The following is a 17,883-nucleotide window of genomic DNA, read 5'->3' on the forward strand; positions in this document are numbered from 1 at the left end:
TGTCCGCTGAACTAAAGCTTCAGCTTAGCGCGGGCTTGCTGTAAGTGAGGACGACACAAGGCAAAGGTCAGAGGCCTGGTCAGCAGAGGATAGGCGGCCAGCAACACAACAATAGTGACAGTACTTTGCCATGAATCCCATTGGGCTATGACTAAAAACAGCGGAATTAAAATGGCCAATTTAAGCAAGTTCAGCAAAAGTTTTTGGGGGGTTGGGACTTGCTCTGTGGCGGCGCGGATCACTTGCATACGTTCTGCAAATTTAAGGCCTGCAAGTTCCGGAATAGAATGGCTACCAAAATACATCGACAACTCCTTAAAAAAACAGGCCCCGTCAGAACAGGGCCTTTTGTACGACTAACAACATCAGAACGATTTGATTTGGGCTACTACGTCAGATAACGCCAGCATCAGCTTTTCTCCGGTCAGACGGTTTTTCAGCTCAACCTTCTGTTCATCCAGATTACGTTCACCCACTATAATGTGATAAGGCACGCCGACCAGTTCCATATCGGCAAACATCACACCAGGACGCTCTTTACGGTCGTCAAACAGCACTTCAAAACCAGCTGCAGTCAGCTCTTTATACAGCTGTTCTGCTGCATCCTGAATACGCACCGACTTGTGCATATTCATTGGTACTATAGCTACCTGGAATGGTGCTATAGCTGCTGGCCATTTGATGCCATATTCGTCATGGTTTTGCTCAATGGCAGCGGCGACAATACGAGATACACCTACACCATAACAACCCATGGTCATGATCTGGTGTTTGCCTTCTTCGTTTAACACGCCGGCTTTCATCGCAGAAGAATAACGGTCACCTAACTGGAAAATATGGCCTACTTCAATACCACGGCGAATGACTAAATGACCTTGACCACATGGGCTTGGATCGCCTTCTACCACGTTACGTAAGTCAGCCACCTGATAAGCCGTGATATCACGGTCAAAGTTCACACCTGTGAAGTGGAAACCGTCTTTATTCGCGCCGGTGACAAAGTCAGCTAAATGAGCAGCAGCATGATCGACAATCACAGGAATAGTTAAACCAACAGGGCCCACAGAACCTGGTTTAGCGCCAGTCACTGCCAGTACGTCTTCTTCTGATGCAAACTGCAGTGGAGAAGCCACCAATGGGTGTTTCTCTGCTTTGATTTCGTTTAACTCGTGATCGCCACGCAATACCAAGGCAACCACTTTAGAACGCCAGGTGTTTTCGATGGTTTCGGCATCTGCATTAGCCAGCAGCGCTTTTAGCTCATCAAAGCTCAATTCCGGGTTCAACTGCAGCAGTAAGGTTTTAGCTATGGCAGAGGCATCCAGCTTTAAAAAGACCGACACTTCTTCAATGCTTTTGGCACCAGGCGTTGCTACTTCAGTCTTAGCTTGGGTCGCAGCAGGACGCTGACCTTGAGGTGGCAGGGCTTCGGCTTTTTCGATATTGGCGGCGTAGTCGCTGCCATCAGAAAATACGATCGCATCTTCACCTGAAGCGGCCAAGACATGGAATTCGTGTGACATGCTGCCACCAATGGCACCTGTGTCCGCCAATACAGGACGGAAATCTAAACCTAAGCGGGTAAAGATATTGCAGTAGGCCTGATACATAGCGTCATAGGTTTGCTGCAAACTTTCCTGACTTAAGTGGAAAGAGTAGGCGTCTTTCATTAAGAATTCGCGCGCACGCATCACACCAAAACGTGGACGACGTTCGTCACGGAATTTGGTTTGGATTTGGTATAAATTAATAGGTAGCTGTTTGTAGCTGCTGATTTCCTTACGGACTAAATCAGTCACTACTTCTTCATGAGTTGGACCTAAAACAAAGTCGCGCTGGTGGCGGTCTTTAAAACGCAGCAACTCAGCGTCCATCTTTTCCCAACGACCAGATTCCTGCCACAACTCAGCATGTTGAACCACAGGCATCAATATTTCGATCGCGCCTGCTTTGTTCATTTCTTCGCGGACAATGTTCTCTACTTTGCGTAAAACCCTCAGGCCACTGGGCAACCAGGTGTATAAACCTGAAGCCAGACGACGCACCATACCGGCACGTAACATCAATTGATGGCTGATAATCTCGGCATCAGCCGGGGTTTCTTTCATAGTGGAGAGTAAATACTGACTTGTCCGCATAAATAGTTCCGTGTTTTAAGTTTAATTGCGCCTTAAATTGGCCGCTGTACTCTAATTAAGTTGCTGCTTTACCCTAAGTAATTGATGTTGCAGGGAGGCGACAAGTGCGTGAGACCCCAGGAGCATAGTTGTCCTATGTGACTGGGGCGAACAAACGTAGTCAACAAAGCTGCAGCTTCAAGTACGACGGGTAGAGTGTAACAAGGCTGTTAGTTTGGCAGAAGCTTAATCTGATGTTTTATCCATTCTGTCGTCAGATTTTGTCCTGAGACCATGCCACCTAAGCTGTAAAGCTCGTTGTTCATGCTCACTAGTGTGCGTAAATCCATCACTGCCCTGGTATTTTCAGCTTTCAGCCAGCTTTTGTCCGTTAACGAATAAGCCCAGACTTGCGCCGAAGGTTCAGCTGGCGTGCCGTTATAGCCGATTCCGTTGTAGTTATAAGCCGTTTCACTGCCACCAATAAATACAATCAGATCTTTGCCATCTTGTTTTACTGCCGCTGCCGCCATGCGATAACGGGCTTTGCCTGTTGGATGCTGTATTTGCTGCCAATTGATCCTATTAGCATCGGTTTTACTTATTTCACCTAACCAACACTGAGCTTGTGTTTCGTATTGGCGGGGTAGGGTCTGGTAACTAACTTTTACACCATCACAGAGCAGCAAATGCTGGCCGGATAAAGCGCCTGCTAAACCAAAAGTCGGAGTGCCCGGAAAAGGTGTAGCCTGACTCCATTTCTGCGTGAAATTATCAAATAACTGCACCAGATTGACGTTGCCGTCCTGTGACCAGCCACTGGTCAGATAAATGTATCTGTTGTTGTAAGCCAAGGCGACACTGTCATCGACAGCCACAGGCATATCCGGCAGCTTGTTATAGCTTTTAGTCACAGGACTGTATCGATAGCCCTCGGCACTAGATACTTCAGTGCCATTGGCCGCCACTGTGTAGCCGCCAAAGATAAAAAAGTGATTTTGTAAGGTCACACCTGAACTTGCAAGTCGGCCACTTAAACGCTGACGACTGGGCACCGCAGGCGCTTTCAGCCAGGTAGGTTCACCTACAGTCCATTGCCAGACTCTGTTGTGCACATCGGCATGGGTTTTTCCTGAGGATAGACCCATAAAGCTAGTGACATAAGTACGACCCGCTACGCTGGTGCTCATCACCAGATTATTACTGACGGCTTCGGGCAAGGCGGGTAAATCAGCAGCATGAAGCCATAAAGGCGTGCTAAGAGTCAGACAGAGGCTGAACTTCATGATCCTGTTGTTTGTCTTTAACATGCCTGATTTCTGTAACATGATTGTGTACTCCATCCACTGTCCATTTGATATTAAAGTGATACAGCGTCATGCCATAGCTCTGTTGCTCCGCTTTTTGCTTTTTATACGGAGGGCGCGGGTCTTGTTTTAACACCTTTTCTATCAAAACTGCTAATTCAGGCCGATCTTTCTGCCGCTGACAAAATTCCAGTACCGAAGGCTCAAAACTGACGGTCATATCAGTTTCAGGTGCCGCGTCGGCAAAACCACCAGCTGCTTCCGGCAAAGCATCTGCATAAGGAAGATAAGGTTTAATATCCAGTATTGGCGTGCCATCCAGCAGATCAATGCCAGACAACTGAATAATCAAACGGCCTTGTTTACGCACTACGCCTTCAAGTTTTACGACAGAAAGGCCAATTGGGTTTGGTCTGAAGGTGGCACGGGTGGCAAAAACCCCTTTTTTTTCATTGCCACCTAAGCGTGGCGGCCGTACCAGCGGTGACCAGCCTTTGTTTGCTGTTTCGTGAAATACAAATACCAGCCATAAATGACTAAAGGCCTCAATGCCACGGACAATAGCATCATCGTCATAGCCTGGTTCCAATACAAGCTCGCCTCTGGCTTCAGCAATCAGACCTGGCTGGCGGGGAATAGCAAACTTTTGTTTATAGGGTGAGCGGATGGTGCCCAGCACCTGCATTTGATAAGAGGGCATCAGTTCCTCAGAAGATAAAAGCCAGCAGAAAACGGAAAAATGAAGTCTATTATGGCGTTAGCATCTCTAAAGGACAAGCAAAGCAAATAAAGCCTTCTGGCTGAAAATAACTTTACAACAGAGTTAAAACTTGGGATTAATAGCAGGACGCTGCTTTATGTTGACCCACATTCTTACAGCAAGCATCCAAGAGTGGTAACAAACCACCATATTAAAAATAACCAAACCACGTGAATCCATCTTAATCTATGCAGCATCCTTGCTGTGTTTTTGCTATGGCTTGACGAGAGTTGATATGGAAAAGAAAGTTTTATTGATTGAATGCCCGGATTCAAAAGGGTTAATTGCTCAAATTACCAATATTTGCTACAAGCACCAGCTAAATATTATTCGTAATACCGAATATGTGGATCCGGATTCGGGGCAGTTTTTTATGCGCACTCAGCTTGAAGGTATTTTTAACGACAAAACTCTGATGCTGGATTTAGACAGAGCCTTGCCACATGGCAGCAGTCGGCAGTTGGTCGCTGCCGGGCGGAAAAAAGTAGTGATACTGGTGACTAAAGAAGCGCATTGCCTTGGTGATATTTTAATGAAGGTCTATGACGGTTCATTAAAACTGGATATTGCTGCAGTCGTGGGCAATCATCCGGATTTACAAAGTCTGGCCGAAAAGTTTGATATTCCTTACCATTTTGTCAGTCATATCAACTTAAGCCGCGAGCAACATGAAGCCGCACTGCAGCAGGTGATAGACCCTTATCAGGCGGATTATTTAGTGCTGGCAAAGTTTATGCGGGTATTAAGCCCTGCTTTTGTTGCGCATTACAAAGAACGCATCATCAATATTCATCATAGTTTTCTGCCCGCTTTTATTGGCGCGAATCCTTATCATCAGGCGCATAAAAGAGGTGTCAAAATTATTGGGGCTACAGCGCATTTTGTGACCGACGATCTGGATGAAGGCCCTATTATTAAACAGCTGGTGACTCCGGTGGATCATACGTACAGCGCTATGGATATGGTGAAAGCTGGTCGTGATGTTGAAAAAAATGTGCTGAGTAAAGCCTTGCAACTGGTGCTGGAAGATCGGGTTTTTGTACATGGAAATAAAACAGTGATTTTATAAAACAGCATTCAGATCAGTGGCTTGGTTCGATTTTTTCAGAAAACTAACTATGCTGATTAAAAACACTAAAGGTAAAAACTTTATGTCTGGTAAAAGGGCTGTTGAATTTCGTTTTCTGGCTGAACCTACTCATGTCAACTTTGGCGGTAAAGTGCATGGCGGCATGGTGATGAAATGGATTGATCAGGTGGCTTACGCCTGCGCGGCGGGTTGGAGTGGGTTGTATTGTGTCACTGTGTCTGTGGGCACTATCCGGTTTCGTCGGCCTATATTGGTGGGGCATCAGGTGGAGCTGATAGCCCGCATTGTCTACACAGGCACCACGAGTATGCATGTGCTGGTGCAAGTGCGCTCAGGCGATACGAAAGGCGATGAAATGCTGGAAACCAACCACTGCATCATCAGTTTTGTGGCTTTGGATGCACAAGGCAATACAGCCGCTGTGCCGGCTTGGGTGCCAAAAACAGAGGAAGACCGCTTTTTGCAGCAATATGCCGTCAAAACCAAAGCGTTCTCGCAGCAGGTAGAGCAAGATATGCTGGATTATTATCAGGAGACAACCGAATGAAACTAATCTGTCTGATAGCCGCTTTTTTTAGTTTTGCATCTTTTGCAGCTGAACCTGTATTACATCCTGAATTGGAAATCTTCCGCCCCTTTTTAAATAGCCACTGGGAAGGGGATTTAACAGAGCCTGGCAAAGAGAAAAAAATGATTGATCGCTCGAGCTGGAGCAGAGCCTTAAATGGTCAGGCCATTAAAACTGTGCACTCCATTAATGATGGCGAATATGGTGGTGAGACCATGATTTTCTGGGATCAGAAGCAGAAAAAAATTGCCTATTACTATTTCACCACTGCAGGTTTTTATACCCATGGCACTATGACCTATAACCCTGACACTCAAAGCATCGAAGCGCTGGAAAATGTAGAGAATAACGCGCAAGGCATCACGCAAGTGCGTTCACATTCAGTACTGGATAAAAGTGGCAAGCTTGAGGTCAGTTCAGAGTATTTGCAAAAGGGTAAGTGGGTGAAAGGGCACAGCGCTCTGTATAAACGTGTGCCTCACACCGAAGTGAAGTTTCGTTAGCTACTATTTTTCGATCACAAACTCTTCTGTCGGCTCCAGCGCGTAGATATTGTCTATCTGCGTTGCACTGGAGTGGCTGACTCTTAAGTCTTTTATATGGCCGTTACGCAAGCTGTAAACCCAACCGTGGACTGTCAAAGGCTGACCACGTTCCCAGGCGTCCTGCACAAAACTGGTATGGCAAACATTGCGTACCTGTTCCATCACGTTCAGCTCACATAGGCGGTTGACTCTTTCGCCATCGTCGGCAAAGCTGTCCAGCTCATCTCTGTGCAGCGCATACACATCTTTGATATTACGCAGCCAGTTATCGACAAAGCCGATGCGCTGTTTGTTCATCGCAGCTGCGACACCACCACAGCCATAATGACCACAGACAATAATATGTTTGATTTTTAAGATATCGATAGCGTACTGCAGTACAGACAAACAATTGATGTCGGAGTGCATTACCAGATTGGCTACATTGCGGTGAACAAAAAGCTCACCAGGCAATAAGCCTACGATTTCATTGGCTGGAACCCGGCTGTCGGAGCAGCCAATCCATAAATATTCAGGTGCTTGTTGTTCTGAGAGTTGCTTAAAAAAACCAGGAGCTTCCTGCTCAACCCGCTCAGCCCATGCCCTGTTATTGGCAAATAAGTGTTTTAAGGAACGCATTGAATCACCCTATAGAAAACTGGCGCTACGATAACAGATCTTACCCTTGGGGGAACACCGACCAGCAATTAATATGCAGGACTATAGGCTCAACAGATTCAGCTTGCGTAAATCTGTCTGGCTGCCTAATGGCGCTCAGGGTATGATAGAACAATAAGTTAAGCCTTATCTGAAGGAACCATATTTTATGGTGAAATTAAAAAAAGCAGTGATACCTGTTGCAGGTTTGGGTACGAGAATGTTGCCTGCAACCAAAGCTATTCCAAAAGAAATGTTGCCCGTGGTCGACAAACCGCTAATCCAGTATGTGGTCGAAGAAGCTGCTGCTGCTGGTATTACTGAAATAGTACTGGTGACTCACTCCAGTAAAAATTCAATAGAAAACCATTTTGATACCAGTTTTGAACTGGAAAACCAGCTGGAGAAACGCGTCAAGCGTTCCTTACTGGATGATGTACGTTCTATTAACCCAAAAAATGTCACTGTGATTTCAGTGCGTCAGCCTGTGGCTTTGGGTTTGGGTCATGCGGTGCTTTGCGCAGCACCAGTGGTCGGCAATGAGCCTTTTGCGGTGATTTTGCCTGATGTATTGATTGATAAATATCATGCTGACGCCCGTATACACAATTTAAAAGCCATGATTCAACGCTTTGAAACAACAGGCGCAAGCCAGATCATGGTGGAACCTGTGCCTGCGATGGAAGTAAACAAGTATGGCATAGTGGACATATCAGGCGAAACCTTAGTGCAGGGGCAGTCTGCTTTAATCCGTACTATGGTTGAAAAACCTGAGATTGAAGATGCACCTTCAAATTTAGCCATTACAGGTCGTTATGTGTTGTCGGCTAAGGTCTGGGATTTATTACGTCATACAGCTCCGGGAGCTGGTGGTGAAATTCAACTAACAGATGCATTACATCATTTATTATTAATTGAAAAAATTGAAGCCTATCATTTACAAGGTAAATCCCATGACTGTGGCAGTAAAATAGGCTATCTGAAAGCCGTGGTTGAGTACGCGCTACAGGATAAAAAGCTGTCAGATGAGTTCCGTAACTATCTGAAAGATCTGTATCTGTTAAAAGACTAAGATAATAAAGATGAGGTTTTATTTGAGCGGCGCTATCATTTTTTTCATTACGTCGAGCTGAGTAGTGATATGAGACCCGATTCGAACTCAATCTGAACGCTTTCAATCTTATTTAGTAAATAAGATTGTATTTGCGCTTTGATTTATAAGAATGATTCTGTACTATCAATCATAGTATTTATCCATGGGAGATTTTCATGTCATTGTTACTCGATAAAAAAGAACTGAAAAAAGCCGCCAAAGAAATCACTACTGTTAAATTACATGAAGTGATTGAGACGTTAAATGCAGTATTAGCTGAACGTCAAAAAGAAACTGAAGTGCTATCTCAAATAAGAGCATTGGCTAAAGCTCAGGGTTTTACCCTTGAACAATTGGGTTATCAATTGAACGCTGATGTTGTTGTCAGCCATGATGATGACAGCGAGTCAAAAGGCAAACGCCCGGTTAAACCAAAATTTAAAACCATCAATAAAGAAAGTCAGTTTTTCTATGTAGATGCAGGTAAATTACATTTACTGAAAACGCATACGATGAAAAAGGCTTTAGTGGACCGTGGTGTTAAAGTAGTGCCATTCCATAAAGTAGATGGCAAATACAGCAAAGATATCGAAGCTTTGTTGGCTGAAGCAGGTACGCAGGCTGTTGAAAACTTCAATAGCAAAGTAGACGTATGGAACGCTTATGCTCAGGCAAACGGCGAAGAAATTCTGTCTAAAAAGTAATTTGCTTTAAATGACTCTTTTTTAAAAAAACCGGCCTGAGCCGGTTTTTTTATGGAGAGACTGTATGGCGCAACTGCAGGGGGTCTGTTTGCTGCAATCAATCACTATTTCTGCTGCGCATCCAGCGACTGTCCATTGACGGCCTTGCTGTCATCACTCATTAAATACAAATACACAGGCATGATTTGTTCAGCCGTTGGCAAACTCAGCTGATCTTCGCCAGGATAAGCTTTACTACGCATTTTTGTACGGGTCGCACCCGGATTGATGGCGTTGACACGTAGCGTTGAGCCTTCGTATTCTGCTGCCATGACTTGCATTAAACCTTCAGTGGCAAACTTAGACACTGCATAACCACCCCAGTACGCTTTACCTTTGCGGCCCACACCAGATGAAGTGAAGACGATGGAGCTTTGTGGTGCGAGCTTTAACACAGGAGCCAGTGCCTGGCTCATCAACATCGCAGCAGTAACATTCACCTGAAGAATATCCTGCCAGGTCGGTAAATCCAGATGTTCAAACGGACTTAATACCCCAAGCATACCTGCATTGTGCAATACGCCATCCAGTTTGCCGAATTCAGCTTTAATAGTGGCAGCCATGTCATGGTAGTGTTTAGCTGTAGCGCCTTTTAAATCCAGAGGAACTATAGCGGGTTCAGGCCAGCCTGCTGCGACTATTTCGTCGTACACAGCAGTTAGCTTATTGGTGGTTTTACCTAATAAGATCACGGTAGCGCCATGTTTGGCGTAACAAAGTGCTGCCGCTTTACCTATACCGTCGCCGGCTCCTGTGACCAGAATAACTTTGTCTGCCAGTGCTTGTGGGCTTGCTTGATAATTGAACATAAATAGGGGTCCCAGCCGTTTAAAAACGGCGGCAGCATACCTGCTCTGTATTAAATTTGCACCTTTCTTCAACAAGCTTGATTTTGAGCTAGCGAATTTTTTCTGATTGGGTTAAGTTTAACTGGTCGTAGCTGTTAAAAGCTAACATCACAAAAACGAATGACCTCTTTAGGTAACTATCGGGGCAGAATAAGAAAAATACAGGACACGGGGAGAAGATATGAACAAGCTTTTGCTTAGCTTTGCTATTGCCAGTGCATTAGGTTTAGCCGGTTGCGGTGGCGAATCACTGGACGAAATTAAAGACGATACTCAAACAGGTGGTGAGGTTCAGATCCCTTTATCACGTGTAGTGTATGACCCTGCCAACGGTGTGCTATCACCTCCAAACGATTTATTATTACAAGGTACCAAAGATGGTACTTTGTTTATGCCAGGTGAAAAAAATGCGGCTGGTGCTCATCTTGATGCACCAAATTATGCAGACCCATCAACGGCCTTAGGTGCATTAGATGGTTGGTCGACGCAAAACCCATTTACTATCGCGTTGAACTTTACCTCTGGTGTGACTTTAGATGCAGCCAGTGTGCAGCAAGCAGGCGCAGTGTATTTAGTGGAAACGCTGATGGGCGATCCGGCATCACCTGACGCAGACTGCCGTGCAGTGCCTCGTGGTGCGGCTTGTAAAGCTGTTGGTAGTCTGACTTTTGGCGTGGACTATGTGACCCGCGCCAGTGGCAACAGCATCGCTGTGATCCCGTTAAAGCCATTAAAGCCTGCGACCACTTATATTTTGGTGTTCACCAGCGCGTTAAAAGATAGCGAAGGCCGTTCTGTGGCTCCTTCCTCTACTTATGAATTAGTGAAACAAGACATTACCACTAAGCCACTAGGTACTGCGGCTCAGTTGGCGTTACAAGGCGTCATCAATAGCTTTGAAAATGCAGTGTCTGCAGAGTCTATCAATAAAGCTGACATTATTTACACTGCAGCTATTACTACTCAGTCTACCGCTCCGGTATTTGCAACCATTAAACAGTTAATGGCACCAAGTCCGTTAAACAACAACACACCACCTTCAGTGCTGCTGACTGACACTGGCGCTGTGGTTTCTGATGTATTGTTCCCTGGACAAACAGTGGCAGACAGCCTGGCTGACCCACGTTTTATTTTTAAATTAGCCAAACTTTACACTGGTACTATTAACCTGCCGTACTATTTAGGAGCTGCTACAGCTGAAAGTCCAACAGCGCCTTTAAGCACTCGCTGGACAGCACGTTGTGATTCAGGCGCTATTATTGCTTCATTAACAGATGAACAGAAAACAGCTTTGGAAGCAGGTATTACTGACCCGGCTCAGGCTGGCAATGATGCGTTTTGTAAAGCTGCGTCAAGTGGTGCTTTACGTGACTTTGGCTTAGATAAACAACGCCATCTGACTAAGTTTAACGTGATACCTAAAACAAACAGTACTCAGACTTTAGCTGTGCAGGTCACTGTACCTGATGAAGTTCGTGGTGCAGCTTTAGGTTTAGTCAAACCAGCAGCAGGCTGGCCTGTGGTAATACTGCAACATGGTATTACCTCTAAGAAAGAAGATATGTTAGCTATCACTGGTGCGTTATCAGCCCGCGGTTTTGCCACTATTGCAATTGACCATCCATTACACGGCAGTCGTGGTTTTGGGGCGTTAAACGCCAGTAACGGCAATGCAACTGTGTATATGAACCTGTCGAACTTACTGGTGACCCGCGACAACCTGCGTCAAAGTATCGCCGATATGCTGGGTTTACGTTTAGGCATGAATTTTAATAACCAGCCTGGTTTATTAAATACTCAGGACGTGCAGTTCTTAGGTCACTCTTTAGGAGCGATTTCTGGTACTTCTATGGTGGCTTTAGCCAACAGCACTACGGGTAATGCCCAACTGGATGCTTTATATAAAATTCAGTCTGCCACTTTAGCTATGCCTGGTGGTGCTGTAGCCAACTTCCTGTTGGAATCCGCTTCGTTTGGCCCAACTATTAAAGCCAGCGTCTTGTTAGGTGCTGGTGGTACTACTGCGGCTGCTTACACAGAGTTTGCGACCACTAATAGTTGTGGTGCTGGCCAGACGGCTCCTTATGCTGCTTGCTTTAACTCTTTTGTTCAGGCTCTGAGTGCTACAAACCCAACAGCTCTGGCCGCATTAAACGCTTCTTTCGCTTCTTTTGCCTTTGCGGCACAAACTGTGACAGATGCTGGTGACCCAAATAACTATGCCTCTATGCTGGTTGCCTCTGAAACCCCAACTTACATTATTGAAGTAGTGGGTGATCAGGCTGAACAATTACCGGATCAGGTGATCCCAAACCGTTCTGCTGCAATGCCTCTGGCAGGTACTGAACCGCTAGCCGCCTTATTGGGTGCATCAGCAGTAAATAACGTTGCTGGTACTTATCCTGTGGCTGGTACTGCATTAAGTCGCTTTATTGCTGGTGGTCACAGCTCAATTCTTAGCCCAGCAGCAAGTGCTGCAGCCACTGCAGAAATGCAGGGCCAAAGCGTGAGCTTCTTTATGGGGCGTGGTGCTGGTGTTGTTGTCACTAACGGCGCTGTAATGGCTCCTGCCAACTAAGATTAAATAGCTATAAAAAGCCCGGCTCTGATGCCGGGCTTTTTTATATCCACGGACGGATGGTATGTCGAAAATGCAGGAGCATATTTTCGACGATATCCACGGACGGATGGTATGTCGAAAATGCAGGAGCATATTTTCGACTAATTTATTACCATAAGGCTACAATGCCGTTAGTTTTTCTTTAAAAGGAATAGAAGTGGAATTTTTATATCAATACGGTTTGTTTCTGGCGAAAACCGCCACTGTGGTGATAGCTGTGGCTGTCATTATTATTCTGGTGGTATCTGCCAAACAAAAAGCTAAAAAAGGCGAGCTGGAGTTTAGCGACCTGTCGGAAGATTACCGCGAACTAACCGCCGATCTGCAGCAACAGCTGCTGGATAAAAAAGCCTATAAAGCCTGGTTTAAAGGTCAAAAGCAAAAGGATGAGCCAAAAGATCGGCTTTTTGTGCTGGATTTTAATGGCAGTATGGATGCGCATGAAGTGGAGGCCTTGCGTGAAGAGGTCACAGCTGTGTTAGCTGTTGCGACGGGCACAGATGAAGTATTGATCCGGTTGGAAAGTCCTGGTGGGGTAGTGCATGGTTATGGTCTGGCCGCCTCTCAGCTTGACAGAATCAAGCAGCAAAATATTCGTCTGACCGTGGCTGTCGACAAAGTAGCAGCCAGTGGTGGTTATATGATGGCTTGTATTGCGGACCGCATTTTAGCTGCACCTTTTGCTATTGTTGGCTCTATAGGTGTTGTTGCCCAGTTGCCTAACTTTCATAAGCTGTTGAAGAAGAACCATATAGATGTAGAGCAGTTTACTGCAGGTGAATTTAAACGCACAGTCACAGTCTTTGCCGAAAATACTGAGAAAGGCCGTGAGAAGTTTCAGCAGGAACTGGAGCAAACTCATGTTTTATTTAAAGACTTTGTGTTTAAACACAGACCCATACTTCAGATGGAACAAGTCGCGACAGGTGAGCATTGGTTTGGTTATCAGGCGCTGGAGTTAAATTTAATCGACCAACTGCAAACCAGTGATGACTATCTGGTTCAGCACTTTAACAGCAAAAAAGTAGTGCAGGTGAAGTATCAGATCAAACGTAAACTGGCAGAAAAAGTCGGTTTAGCTGCAAGTACAGCCTTAGCTACCAGTCTGAACAAGTTATCTAACCTGAGTTTTTGGCGTTAAGTTATGCAGTCTGAGTTTTGGCATAATTGCTGGCAACAACAACGCATTGGCTTTCATCAAAATGAAATCCATCCGCTGTTACCTGTGGTGTTCTCTCAATTGAATTGGGACCCGTCAAAAGTGATTTTTGCACCTTTATGCGGTAAAAGCCTTGATCTGTGGTGGTTAGCAGAGCAAGGAAAAGTCATAGGTGCTGAGCTCTCTGAACTGGCATGCCAGCAGTTTTATCAGGATCAAGAGCAACCCTATTCAGTTTCAGCACAAGGTGATTTTCTGCGTTTTAGTCATCCCGCTGTGGATATATGGCAAGGTGACTACTTCGCTTTAAAGCCAGAGCAATTGGGCGAAATTGGGCTGGTTTATGATAGGGCTGCATTGATTGCCTTACCTTTGCAGATGCGAATTGACTACGTGCAGCAGTTAAAACGCTTATGCACAGGACCCGTTTCTTTGTTACTGCTGAGCCTTGAGTACCCGCAAGAAGAAATGTCGGGCCCTCCTTTTTCTGTGACTGAGCTGGAGGTCAGGCAGTTGTTTGATTTCGCAGTGTCCATTGAGTTAGTGGCGATGCGTAATCTGACAGGGCGACCTTTTGCGCAGAGGCAGTTTAACGTTAGCAGCCTTGTGGAAAAGGCATTTTGGATTTGCTGGTAATTTGAAAATTGTTTGTAAAAAACGCCGCATATAGCGGCGTTTTTTTACGAGGATGTTTAAACGTTTCTGCCCGCATCCGGGTTGTTAAAACAGGCTTCATCAAACTGGTTTTCGCTTTTGGCAACCAGACAAGACACCATCGCATCTCCGCTGATATTGACGGCTGTGCGGGTCATATCTAACAGGCGGTCGACACCAATAATCAGTGCTATACCCTCGACAGGTAAACCAACCTGCTGCAGTACCATCGCCAGCATAATTAAACCTACACCAGGTACACCAGCCGTGCCTATCGACGCTAAAGTAGCCGTCAGAATCACCATCAGGTAATCCATAGTGGTTAAATCAATCTGGAATACCTGAGCAATAAATACGGTCGCTACACCCTGCATAATAGCGGTTCCATCCATATTGATGGTGGCGCCTAAAGGGATAGTGAATGAGGCGATATTGTTGCTGACACCGAGTTTTTTGGTGGTCGTTTCCATATTCACAGCCAGCGTTGCATTGCTGCTTGAGGTGCTGAAGGCAAACAAAGCTGCATCTTTCATTTTGCGGAAAAACATCAAAGGACTTAAACGGCCAAAGACTTTTAAGAAGGTGCCATAAACCACAAAACCGTGGAAAACTAATACAAAAAGTACAGTGGCAAAATACCAGACCAGGCTGCCCATATCTTTCATATCCAGGGTAGTGAACAACTTTGCCATCAGGAAGAACACACCATAAGGGGCTAAAGCCATCATAAAGCCAACCAGCTTCATCACCACTTCGTTTAAATCATTAAAGAAATCCCGTACCCGCGCTCCGGCTTCACCACTCATGGCAACCGCCAGACCAAATAACACAGAGAATACGATAATTTGTAGCATTTCCCCTTTAGCCATGGCATCGACCGGATTGCTTGGGAACATGTTAATAAAAACTTCGGCTATTGAAGGGGCTGCGCCTGTCTGGAAGCTTGAATCTGCCACCATATTAACGCCTGCGCCCGGAGACACTAACACCGCAAAGAAAATAGCCAGAGCAATAGCTATGGCTGTTGTTAAGGTAAATAAGCCCATGGCTTTGGCACCCAAACGCCCCAGTGTATTCGGATCATTTAACGAGCTGGTACCACAGACGAGCGAGACAAAGACAAGAGGCACAACGAGCATTTTTAAGCTGGCAACAAAAATTTGTCCGCCGACATGAAAAATACCGTCAACAAAAAATGCCCGTAAGCCTAGTTCTGCGCCAAACAAACTTAAGGTTCGTTCTGCTTCACCTGCTAACAGGAATTTAAATAAAGCACCCACCAGGATACCCAGTGCCATGCCGATCAGAATACGTGGTGTAAGGCCTAATTTCTTTTTTGAAGTCATTTTTATTTTGTTATCAGTCCGGAAAATGCCGCTTAGCCTACCAGTTTGTGAACCAAAAGAAAAACCGCAACTGACTGAATTATTTTGCGTTGTGACTTAGCCCGTTGCAGAAGTTTCGACTAAGCTAGAATAATTACAATAAGTTAGCGCATCCAAGGGAGAATCCAGATGCTTAGAGTCCGCTGTTACTTTGTCATCGTTGTTTTAGCTTTGTTGGCTGCATGTGGCGGTGGAGGTGGCACTATCAGCGATGATGGTGACGGTGGTGGGACCACCGAAGTGATCAATATCAGTCTGTCGTTAACCAATGCATCTGGTGTGGTGTCGTCAGAAGTGAGCAAAGCTCAACCTTTAACATTAACCGCAACCTTAACTTCTTCAACGGGTCGTTCGATGTCCGGGCAGTTAGTGACCTTCAGTTTTAATGATGCGTTATTAGCCAGTTTTAATAACGAAGCAGGCACAGCTCAAACCAATAGTAATGGAGTCGCGACTATAGGTGTTTTGGTTGGCACCAAAAGTGGTGCCGGTACTATAGCGGCTACTTTAACCGGCGGGCAATCTACAACCATAAGTTTTGCTTCAGCGGGGGATGCAGATGATGTTGAACCTGAAAAGCCGGTTGGCTCGCTACGCCTGATTGCAGACAATTTACAGTTAGGCTCAGGCGAAACGGCGCAAGTGGCTTTGTCTGCAGTGGTTTTGGACACCAGCAATATATTACAACCAGGTGTGACTGTGCAATTCAGTGCCAGCTCTGGCGAGTTGCAGGTCGTCAGTGCTGTGACGGAAGCGGATGGTGTTGCCAAAGCGACCTTATCAAGCAGTGTGGACTCGTCATTACGCACAATTACAGTGACGGCCTCAGTCGGTGATAAAACTGCGACCGTTGATATTAATGTGGTGGGAACCTCGATTTTAATCAGTGCACCACGTTCTATGGTGTTATCGGACGAAGTGACCATCACAGCGGACTTAACCGACTTTGATGGTAAAGGTATACAAGGTCAAACCTTGGCTGTGACCTCGTCTTTAGGTAACCCTATTACCAGTGCGTCCCTGGTCACTGCGGGTAATAGTGGCCGGGTATCATTCAACTACAGAGCGACTCAGGGGGGGACAGATGAACTGACGGTGACAGGTTTGGGGGCTACGGCTTCGGTAACTATAAATATTCAGTCTGACCAGTTTAGATTTCTTAGGACAGAAGTGATAGAGGTAGATTTAGGGATAGAAGAGGACATTGATCGCAAACTGAGTCTGGAGTGGCTGGTCAATAGTAGCCCAAAAGAAGGAGGTGAACTGACCTTTACGACGACCCGAGGCACAGTGAACGACAGTGAGGATGCTATGGGGTCATCTATCTCCATCTCAGCAGAAACGAATTCTCAGGGTAGAGCTGATGTGTTTGTTCATTCAGACTTCGCTGGTTTCGCCAATATAGTCGCGACGGAGGACAATAATGGTGCAGGTGATGTGTTAACCACTCAGACCCGAATTGAGTTTGTAGCTAAAACACCTGACACTATTGAAGCTCAAGCATTTCCTGCTCAGGTGGGATCAGGAGAACAAAGCATTGTTCGGGCAATAGTTCGTGATGAAAACAAGAATCCGGTAAAAAATCAGACCGTTGCATTTACCTTGGTTGGGGCGCCCGGTGGACAAATAGACCCTTCAACAGCAGTGACTAACTCTCAAGGTTTGGCTAGCACAGTGTTTACGGCGGATAACACTACAGGAGCCGGCACAGGTCATAACCTGAACGTGCAAGCAACCTTGTTGGATCAACTATCAATAAGTAAATTGGTGCCGATATCTGTCGGTTCCAGGACTTTATTTTTTAGGTTTGGTACAGGAAATACAATTAAAGCTCCTAGCAACACATTGTTTGCACAGGAATTCTCTGTTTTGGTGACTGATTCATCTGGAAATCCTGTGGCAGGTCAAGATCTTAATGTTTCAGTATTATCTGTGAGTTACGACAAAGGGGAGTGGGTTCCTATACCTGACCTGATTGATTTTGAGTATTGGCACGCAGACAGCTCGGGCGCTGTAACAGACTGTCAAAGTGAAGATATAAATAACAACGGAATACTGGATGACGGTGAGGATACAAACGGAAACGACCAGTTGACGCCTGGTAATGTAGCATCAGTACCTCGTACAGTGACTGCTGATTCTAATGGTATTGCTACATTTGATATGACCTACCCAAGAGATATTGCACCATGGACTGAAGTTCTCATTACAGTGTCAGGTTTTGCAGATGGCACTGAAAATATATCCAGCAGGGAGTTCAGAACTCGTGTTTCAGGTGAATATATTGCTGATGAAACAGCAGCTCCAGCCAGAAATCCTTATGGTGAAGGAGCGTTTTGTACCGACACAGATTGAAAT

The 17,883-nt window shown here is 45.6% G+C and carries 16 protein-coding genes; 9 read left to right on the forward strand and 7 right to left on the reverse strand.

Annotated elements, in window-relative coordinates; translation table 11 throughout:
• Window positions 1-11: 11 nt before the first annotated feature.
• From OM978_RS08435 to tsaA, 4 genes are all read right to left on the reverse strand, one after another.
• Window positions 12-305 carry a DUF6170 family protein gene (locus tag OM978_RS08435; protein WP_264346390.1) on the reverse strand — a complete coding sequence of 98 codons (294 nt, stop codon included), beginning with the start codon at window positions 303-305 and terminating at the stop codon, window positions 12-14.
• A gap of 60 nt (window positions 306-365) precedes the next feature.
• On the reverse strand, window positions 366-2,138 hold the full coding sequence (locus OM978_RS08440; RefSeq protein WP_264346391.1) for a proline--tRNA ligase: 1,773 nt from the start codon (window positions 2,136-2,138) through the stop codon (window positions 366-368).
• A gap of 209 nt (window positions 2,139-2,347) precedes the next feature.
• Window positions 2,348-3,445: a Kelch repeat-containing protein gene (locus tag OM978_RS08445; protein ID WP_264346392.1), complete on the reverse strand. Its 1,098-nt coding sequence runs from the start codon at window positions 3,443-3,445 to the stop codon at window positions 2,348-2,350.
• A complete protein-coding gene (gene tsaA, locus OM978_RS08450) occupies window positions 3,375-4,124 on the reverse strand; it encodes a tRNA (N6-threonylcarbamoyladenosine(37)-N6)-methyltransferase TrmO (protein ID WP_264346393.1) in 750 nt (249 codons plus the stop codon). Before tsaA ends, OM978_RS08445 begins: the two co-directional genes overlap by 71 nt.
• 295 nt (window positions 4,125-4,419) lie before the next feature.
• On the opposite strand from tsaA, the gene purU reads away from it, so the two are divergent.
• The 3 genes from purU (at window position 4,420) to OM978_RS08465 (ending at window position 6,345) form a co-directional block, all read left to right on the forward strand.
• Entirely contained in the window at window positions 4,420-5,253 is an 834-nt protein-coding gene (gene purU, locus OM978_RS08455; protein WP_127021816.1) for a formyltetrahydrofolate deformylase, read from the forward strand.
• A gap of 82 nt (window positions 5,254-5,335) precedes the next feature.
• Window positions 5,336-5,821, forward strand: a complete 486-nt coding sequence (locus OM978_RS08460) for an acyl-CoA thioesterase (protein ID WP_264346394.1) — start codon at window positions 5,336-5,338, stop codon at window positions 5,819-5,821.
• Complete coding sequence (locus tag OM978_RS08465) at window positions 5,818-6,345, forward strand: hypothetical protein (protein ID WP_264346395.1); 528 nt, start codon at window positions 5,818-5,820, stop codon at window positions 6,343-6,345. Before OM978_RS08460 ends, OM978_RS08465 begins: the two co-directional genes overlap by 4 nt.
• Window positions 6,346-6,348: 3 nt before the next feature.
• On the opposite strand, the gene can is transcribed toward OM978_RS08465, so the two are convergent.
• Window positions 6,349-7,005 carry a carbonate dehydratase gene (gene can / locus OM978_RS08470; protein WP_264346396.1) on the reverse strand — a complete coding sequence of 219 codons (657 nt, stop codon included), beginning with the start codon at window positions 7,003-7,005 and terminating at the stop codon, window positions 6,349-6,351.
• A gap of 187 nt (window positions 7,006-7,192) precedes the next feature.
• Between can and galU the strand changes: the two genes are divergently transcribed.
• Both galU and OM978_RS08480 read left to right on the forward strand, forming a co-directional pair.
• Complete coding sequence (galU, locus tag OM978_RS08475) at window positions 7,193-8,095, forward strand: UTP--glucose-1-phosphate uridylyltransferase GalU (RefSeq protein WP_264346397.1); 903 nt, start codon at window positions 7,193-7,195, stop codon at window positions 8,093-8,095.
• A 197-nt stretch (window positions 8,096-8,292) separates the two neighbouring features.
• Window positions 8,293-8,820, forward strand: a complete 528-nt coding sequence (locus OM978_RS08480; protein ID WP_264346398.1) for an H-NS histone family protein — start codon at window positions 8,293-8,295, stop codon at window positions 8,818-8,820.
• Between the two features lie 104 nt (window positions 8,821-8,924).
• On the opposite strand, the gene OM978_RS08485 is transcribed toward OM978_RS08480, so the two are convergent.
• Window positions 8,925-9,668, reverse strand: a complete 744-nt coding sequence (locus tag OM978_RS08485) for a YciK family oxidoreductase (RefSeq protein WP_264346399.1) — start codon at window positions 9,666-9,668, stop codon at window positions 8,925-8,927.
• A gap of 220 nt (window positions 9,669-9,888) precedes the next feature.
• On the opposite strand from OM978_RS08485, the gene OM978_RS08490 reads away from it, so the two are divergent.
• From OM978_RS08490 to tmpT, 3 genes are all read left to right on the forward strand, one after another.
• Window positions 9,889-12,285 (forward strand): VolA/Pla-1 family phospholipase, encoded by a 2,397-nt coding sequence (locus OM978_RS08490; RefSeq protein ID WP_264346400.1) that lies wholly within the window; start codon window positions 9,889-9,891, stop codon window positions 12,283-12,285.
• Between the two features lie 193 nt (window positions 12,286-12,478).
• Window positions 12,479-13,468, forward strand: a complete 990-nt coding sequence (gene sohB, locus OM978_RS08495) for a protease SohB (protein WP_264346926.1) — start codon at window positions 12,479-12,481, stop codon at window positions 13,466-13,468.
• A gap of 3 nt (window positions 13,469-13,471) precedes the next feature.
• Window positions 13,472-14,122: a thiopurine S-methyltransferase gene (tmpT, locus tag OM978_RS08500; protein ID WP_264346401.1), complete on the forward strand. Its 651-nt coding sequence runs from the start codon at window positions 13,472-13,474 to the stop codon at window positions 14,120-14,122.
• Between the two features lie 56 nt (window positions 14,123-14,178).
• On the opposite strand, the gene OM978_RS08505 is transcribed toward tmpT, so the two are convergent.
• On the reverse strand, window positions 14,179-15,486 hold the full coding sequence (locus tag OM978_RS08505; RefSeq protein WP_264346402.1) for a dicarboxylate/amino acid:cation symporter: 1,308 nt from the start codon (window positions 15,484-15,486) through the stop codon (window positions 14,179-14,181).
• A gap of 168 nt (window positions 15,487-15,654) precedes the next feature.
• On the opposite strand from OM978_RS08505, the gene OM978_RS08510 reads away from it, so the two are divergent.
• The gene (locus tag OM978_RS08510) at window positions 15,655-17,880 is read left to right on the forward strand and encodes an Ig-like domain-containing protein (RefSeq protein ID WP_264346403.1); all 2,226 of its coding nucleotides are present in this window, start codon (window positions 15,655-15,657) and stop codon (window positions 17,878-17,880) included.
• Window positions 17,881-17,883: the final 3 nt, after the last annotated feature.

This window comes from Rheinheimera sp. MM224, from assembly GCF_947090785.1.
GTDB lineage: Bacteria > Pseudomonadota > Gammaproteobacteria > Enterobacterales > Alteromonadaceae > Pararheinheimera.